The following is a 5853-nucleotide window of genomic DNA, read 5'->3' as shown; positions in this document are numbered from 1 at the left end:
GAGGAAAACGGCTGGATGGGCAGACTAACCCCTTGCAAAAGGAAAGAGTTAAATCTGCCCATCGGTGCACTGCGTCCAGTGTAGGACGAGGTATCCGTATGTCTAGGCGTTCCAAGATTGCAGGGGATTCTCGCCCCTACGATATGACTCGCTGCGCTCGCGCGCACACAAGGCGTTTCCACGCCCTACCTTGCTGCCTTTCGGCGACTTGTCATATAACCCACTGTATGGCGGCCAGAAGCCGTCATACGTCGTGTCACAGCAATCATACAGCCGCCTACTAGGAAATTCCCCACCGTTTGTCGTGGGACTGCCTACGGTCTCGTACCATATGACCCCGTCTGAACCTTCTCAACGATCTTTACCGTATCCCTTCGGGACTTAGGCTATGTACAGGGCTCTCCGTCCTTCCCCTGCTAACGTCACGTCACGTGCTGGAACTGCGATGACGACCGATCCATTCTACTGCGTCGGCTGGATGAACCTACTCGTTTAAAGAGCGAGTGCTGACCTCTTTTTATGTAAAACCAAAACAAAAAGGACATCATCCAGTAGCGAGTTTCGTAAAACTTGCTACTGAATGATGTCCTTTTTCTACACTAAAACCTTGAATGTTAAAGGTTTCCTTAGTATGATAAGTGCATCTAAGTTGAAGTCACGTGCTATGTGCCTTCAACGATTCAATAGCAAGTGTTCGTGCACTCGCTATTCAAAAGCGTCACTTCGTTGATCATCTACTCGTTTGGCGACAAGTAGATGGGAGAAGTGGCGTTTTTTGTTGTTCCGTCCGTATTTTGTTACTGATTATTGTACGCTTACATCAATTTTCTGACAACATTTTATTTTAATCACTCATCAAATCTCAATTCAAAAAAATAAATTTCAAATGCTTTTTTCAAATTGAAAATTCATTTTGAAAAACAAAAAAACACGATTACTAGCACTAGTAATCGTGTTTTTTTAGTGGCAAACGCCGTGCCAAAATGCCGTTTTTAGTGGCACGCGGTGTGACCTTTTGGCGTTTTTGATGATATCAGGGAAACACTAGGCTCCGCCTAGGCTAGCACGCTGAGTGATAGCAGTTTCCCCTTATGCTCTTTTTCATTTGTTTTGATCTTTTTTTATATATTTTTTGTTTTACCAAGTGAAAAATAAACTGTCGTGAACAAGCTCATCTTCCATGATTTCTCCACTTCTTTGAAGTCTATTTATCATCGACGGACCACAGTTTACAAAGACGGCTCTCTCGAATAATCCTTCTGGAGCTTCGATTCCTATGTCTTCTCTTCCTGACCTTTTCGTTCCGTTTATGGAGAGCATCACCTTGGCTCCTCTCTCTTTACACTCACGAATTTTAGTCCATAGATCTTCGATATCAAATGCTTGTGCTCCATACAAAATCTTTTGACTGTGTGTATAAGGAGGATCACAATAAACCAAATCGCCCTCTCCAGCCATGTCCATTACTTCTCTGAAATCTCGATTAATAAAACTTACATCCTCTTTTAATAATTCATTCCAAGCAAGCACTCTCGATTCAAATGTATCTGGAGAAATAGGATTATGAGGACCGATTGGCGTGCTCATATATCCATCACTTTTACGAAAACGAATGATTCCGGAGTAACAAGTTCTGGTGAGCAACGCAAAATCTAAAGCATTGAAATCTTTATTAAACCGATCTCTAATCTCTAAATATTTCGCTTGTCTATCTTCGTTATAAGTAGAAATATTCTTTCGGTAATGATCGATCAAAATTTCCGGTTCGTCTTTTACATAATTGAAAATCTCGATTAGAAATGGGAGGATATCAGACCCAACTGCTTTTGTGTACTTTTTAATTAAGCTATTTTGATTCATGCTCGAAAGTTCTGCTAGTACTGCTCCACTACCTAAGAAAGGTTCATAGTAAGTGTTTATGTCATCAGGCATATATGAAACGATTTCCTTTGCAAATCGATGCTTATTCCCGATCCATTTTAATAACTGTGGTACGTTAGTTTTTAATTGATTCAATTCCTTCACCTCATTCATTGAGCATTATATCATATGTCACTTAAAGTATGTAGACTTATAGTCTGCACGATAGTACATTCCTTCTATAACGTTACATAAAAGAAGGTTGGTATCATGACATACGAAAATGAAATTAAACAAAACTTCGGAAATACACTTAGAGTTTTGAGAAAAGAACGTAACCATAGCCAAGAGAAAATTGCTGAAAGTACAGGACTACATCGTACGTACATTAGCGATATTGAGCGAGGCGATCGCAACGTCTCTTTACTAAATATCATTAAGATTTGTAATGCTCTAGATATAACGCCTTCTTCCTTCTTTTTGTATATGGAAAAGGGAGAGAATAGCCGTGCAAGCAAATCCGAAATTCCAAAATAAAAGTTCTTCTTTTTGGGCATATGCCAAGCTACTATCTGAAAAGCTTGGATACTCTAAATCCGGATCAATCATCTTTCATAGTAAAGATAAAGCGATTGACGCTCTTAAAAAACTAGAGATTCAAATAGAAGAAGATCTTCTGGACGACGCTTTAGAATACCTAGAGTATAGGGCTCATCTTTTAAATTCAGTCAAAGATAACTTCATGAATGCTTCTGAAGCAAAAGCACTCTTCGAAAACTACAAAGATATTCACACCAGCAACAATTTCACTTCTAACTTCCCACTCAACAAGCAAAGTAACGAAAAAAAAGACCACGCATTTTTTACATGCATAATCAATACACTAACCGAAAAAACAATACGTGATTTCGCTTCTGAAAACAACTTAATCTACGGTGAAGATATAGGATTTAACGATGATCCAAGAAGTCTATCTTACGTTCTAAGCGAAGATAAAAAACTAGAAGGTATATTCTCAAGACGTTTTGATGGTGCATTCCCTGATGTGAACAACGCTCATTTGATTTGGGAAATCAAAGAGTATTACTATACAACCTCTTTTGGCAGCCGTATCTCGGACGGAGTTTACGAAACACAATTAGACGGTTTTGAAGCAAAGCAAATCCGGGAAGACACCGGAGTCAACATCAAACACGTATATATGATCGATTCATACAGAGTCTGGTGGGATGATGGTAAATCATATTTATGTCGTATCGTAGACATGATGCATATGGGTCTTGCCGATGAAGTACTGCTTGGGAGGGAAGTTGTAGATCGCTGGCCATTAATATTAAAAGATACATTGAAGTACTATAAACATAATTTTTTAAATGATTAAGACAGTCTATAAAAACAAGAAAAGCGTTTCAGAGCTAGGTATAACGGAAACAGGTCTATAAGTCAGATTGAAAACCCAAGATCCAGAAAGATTCTTCTTTTCCTCACTCTAGAGTTGCTTTTTCTTTTGATTGACTGACTTTTATCACTATGACTATAATCAATTACGGATGTTGTGGCGGCAAGGGTGACCCCACGTAAAAAAAATAATACCCTATTGGTATGATGTGGTGGTAGGGATAGCCCCACGTAAAAAAAAGAAAGCCCGTTGTATGATAAAAGCCCTTCCTGATAACAGGAAGGGCTTTTAATTACGATACTTTCTCGACTACGAGACCCAGTTCTTCGTGATAATTTTGAAGAGTCGAGTATCTAAACTCGCGCAGTATGTTTTTGTCGTTCTTCAGCACTGCTCGGATGTATTTTTCAATCATCTTCTCAAATTCCATTTGAATTTTATCAACCTGCTTCTTGATTTTCAGGTAATCTTCTTTCTTTTTTAGATAAAAGATTTTTTCGTTTACTTGAGCTTGAGAAGTGATTATTACGGCTTTGGAATAGTCTAGTCCATGCCTAACTTTTTTCCCTTTCGGGTTAACCGACGTTTTCGTAGTGAAGTTGTATTTATGATCTATACTCATTGATGATCTTAAAGGAATAGCGAATTGAATGTTTTTTACTTTAACAACGAGAACTGCATATCCTCGCCCTTTATCTTTAAATTGACTACCGGGCGTTTTATCTAAAGCTTCTATCAAGTGTCCATTTTCTGCATAGAAAACGGGAGTTAACTGATGAAGGTTCATTGCAGTTCCTCCTCTCAATTTTAGTATGAAACTTTATAGAACAGTTCGATGCCTCTAGTTGGTACCCCCATTTCTATTTACCCTTTTCAAAACACAGATTAAATCCAAATACCTCTTTCGCTCCAAATTATTCTTTTATCTATCATCTATTAGTCTCTTATGTCATTAGTTTCTTAGTTATTATCTTCTTAGTCTCTTATGTCGTTGGTTTCTTAGTTATTATCTTCTTAATCTCTTATGTCGTTGGTTTCTTAGTGTGAAGATCTCTAGTAGACGTAAACAAACCTTTGTATCAAACCTAATATTAATCAAATAAAATGCGACTAATCTCCTAGAGCGATATTATGAATTATAACCTATAAACAAACAAATGTTCACTGTTTGTTCAAGATTTATAAAGCGTACTTCTTTCTAAGAAAAAAATACATACTTGACTTTAGCAACGTAAAAATTTTTTTAAAAAACGATGCGAAAAAAGTTTGTGAAAACACCCTTTTTTCGCATCGTTTTTTAAAAATCTATTTATATCAACATCATCGTTGCGAGGAATTGTCATTTCACGCAACGATGACGGTTTTTTGCGATTTCAGAGCACTCGAGCGTTCGAGATCTCACGGTACAATTTAATCTCTTCCGGATGCTGGGCTTCCCATTCGAGATTTTGCAGCAGTGGGATTTGGATCGCTCCCTCCATCTCCGACATCAAGTTCGCCAATCGGACATCACGCCGATTCGTGTTCGGATCCTCAAGAATTTCTTCGAAATCTTTTCGGAAGTTCGCTAAGGTTTTCATCTGTTCGTCCTCCTTATTTTTGTTTGCGTACATAGTCCTGCAGAACACCTTCGACGAGTTCGTAGAGTTTCACGTCATTCTCGAGTGCGATATGCTTCAGACGCTTGTGGAGCATCACGTCGAGGTCGAGCGAGACCTTTTTTCGAATGATTCGTTGCGGTTTCGTCTCGATCTCGAAATAGCCGTCGTCGAGTTGCGACTGTCCGGTCACGGGATCCACACGCAATGGTTCCTTCGCTAGATTCTTTTTCTCCTTCACCCGTGTCGATTGAACGAAGTCCAGGACACGCTTCTGGGCGTTGGGATGGTCTCCAGCAATCTGCCAACGCTTCGTCTGTTGATCGAACGTCGCCCCAGCCTGTTTCAAGGCTTCTCGGAGCTTCTCCTTGCCTACTGGAGCATGCTGTTTCGCGATGTCGAGGAACTTCATCCGTTTGTTGAGTTCCGTCACGTCAAGGATCGTCAGTTCCATTTCTCTCATGCGTCCCACCCCTCAAATTCTATACCCGACTTATTTTTTAGCCTCTTACCCTCTTAAGTTTCTACATTACAGGGCTAGACACCTGCATTTCTCCTTAACTTTCGCTCTTCTAGATCGTTCGGTAGTTGATATAAACGACCAACTCCAGCACCTATTTTTCTCTCTAGATACCTGTTTAAGATTTTCGCTTTCCTGATCTACCGCACTTCGTTCCGGCGTTTACGCCTTCACTTCGCTTGCTGGCGCACTGCGGGATGTTGAATGGAATCGCTTCGCTCCCTCCTTCAACATCCCTCGCACGACACGTGAACCTGTCGTTGATCTTCATCTTTCCGGCACCTTCTATTCCTTTTTTTAATTAAAAAGACTTGTAGAACCTGAAAAGCGAGGGCATACTGCGGGAGGCAGGCGAGGAAAACGGCTGGATGGGCAGACTAACCCCTTGCAAAAGGAAAGAGTTAAATCTGCCCATCGGTGCACTGCGTCCAGTGTAGGACGAGGTATCCGTATGTCTAGGCGTTCCAAGATTGCAG

The 5853-nt window shown here is 40.1% G+C and carries 6 protein-coding genes; 2 read left to right on the top strand and 4 right to left on the bottom strand.

The genetic code is table 11. The annotated features are described in order from the left end of the window. Positions 1-1137: 1137 nt before the first annotated feature. A complete protein-coding gene (locus KNP88_RS15445; protein ID WP_353048797.1) occupies positions 1138-2025 on the bottom strand; it encodes a DNA adenine methylase in 888 nt (295 codons plus the stop codon). A 105-nt stretch (positions 2026-2130) separates the two neighbouring features. Here KNP88_RS15445 and KNP88_RS15440 point away from each other — a divergent pair, with 105 nt between their 5' ends. Together KNP88_RS15440 and KNP88_RS15435 are read left to right on the top strand one after the other, a co-directional pair. Next, positions 2131-2397: a helix-turn-helix domain-containing protein gene (locus KNP88_RS15440; RefSeq protein ID WP_214894532.1), complete on the top strand. Its 267-nt coding sequence runs from the start codon at positions 2131-2133 to the stop codon at positions 2395-2397. Then, a complete protein-coding gene (locus KNP88_RS15435; RefSeq protein ID WP_214894531.1) occupies positions 2369-3241 on the top strand; it encodes a DUF7687 domain-containing protein in 873 nt (290 codons plus the stop codon). The genes KNP88_RS15440 and KNP88_RS15435 overlap by 29 nt, the downstream gene beginning before the upstream one ends. Positions 3242-3551: 310 nt before the next feature. On the opposite strand, the gene tenpIN is transcribed toward KNP88_RS15435, so the two are convergent. The 3 genes from tenpIN to KNP88_RS15420 form a co-directional block, all read right to left on the bottom strand. Further along, positions 3552-4046, bottom strand: a complete 495-nt coding sequence (gene tenpIN / locus KNP88_RS15430) for a type III toxin-antitoxin system TenpIN family toxin (RefSeq protein WP_214894530.1) — start codon at positions 4044-4046, stop codon at positions 3552-3554. Between the two features lie 586 nt (positions 4047-4632). Next, positions 4633-4839, bottom strand: a complete 207-nt coding sequence (locus KNP88_RS15425; protein ID WP_214894529.1) for a hypothetical protein — start codon at positions 4837-4839, stop codon at positions 4633-4635. 13 nt (positions 4840-4852) lie between these two features. Continuing rightward, complete coding sequence (locus KNP88_RS15420; RefSeq protein WP_214894528.1) at positions 4853-5320, bottom strand: hypothetical protein; 468 nt, start codon at positions 5318-5320, stop codon at positions 4853-4855. Positions 5321-5853: the final 533 nt, after the last annotated feature.

This window comes from Exiguobacterium sp. H66, from assembly GCF_018618705.1.
Lineage (GTDB): Bacteria > Bacillota > Bacilli > Exiguobacteriales > Exiguobacteriaceae > Exiguobacterium_A > Exiguobacterium_A oxidotolerans.
Note: the sequence above shows the minus strand (reverse complement) of the source record. Positions and strands in the feature narration are given on the sequence as shown.

Coding starts and splice junctions, on each gene's coding strand:
- KNP88_RS15425 (WP_214894529.1), bottom strand. CDS start 4,839: ATGAAAACCTTAGCGAACTTCCGAAAAGATTTCGAAGAAATTCTTGAG.
- KNP88_RS15420 (WP_214894528.1), bottom strand. CDS start 5,320: ATGAGAGAAATGGAACTGACGATCCTTGACGTGACGGAACTCAACAAA.
- KNP88_RS15440 (WP_214894532.1), top strand. CDS start 2,131: ATGACATACGAAAATGAAATTAAACAAAACTTCGGAAATACACTTAGA.
- tenpIN (WP_214894530.1), bottom strand. CDS start 4,046: ATGAACCTTCATCAGTTAACTCCCGTTTTCTATGCAGAAAATGGACAC.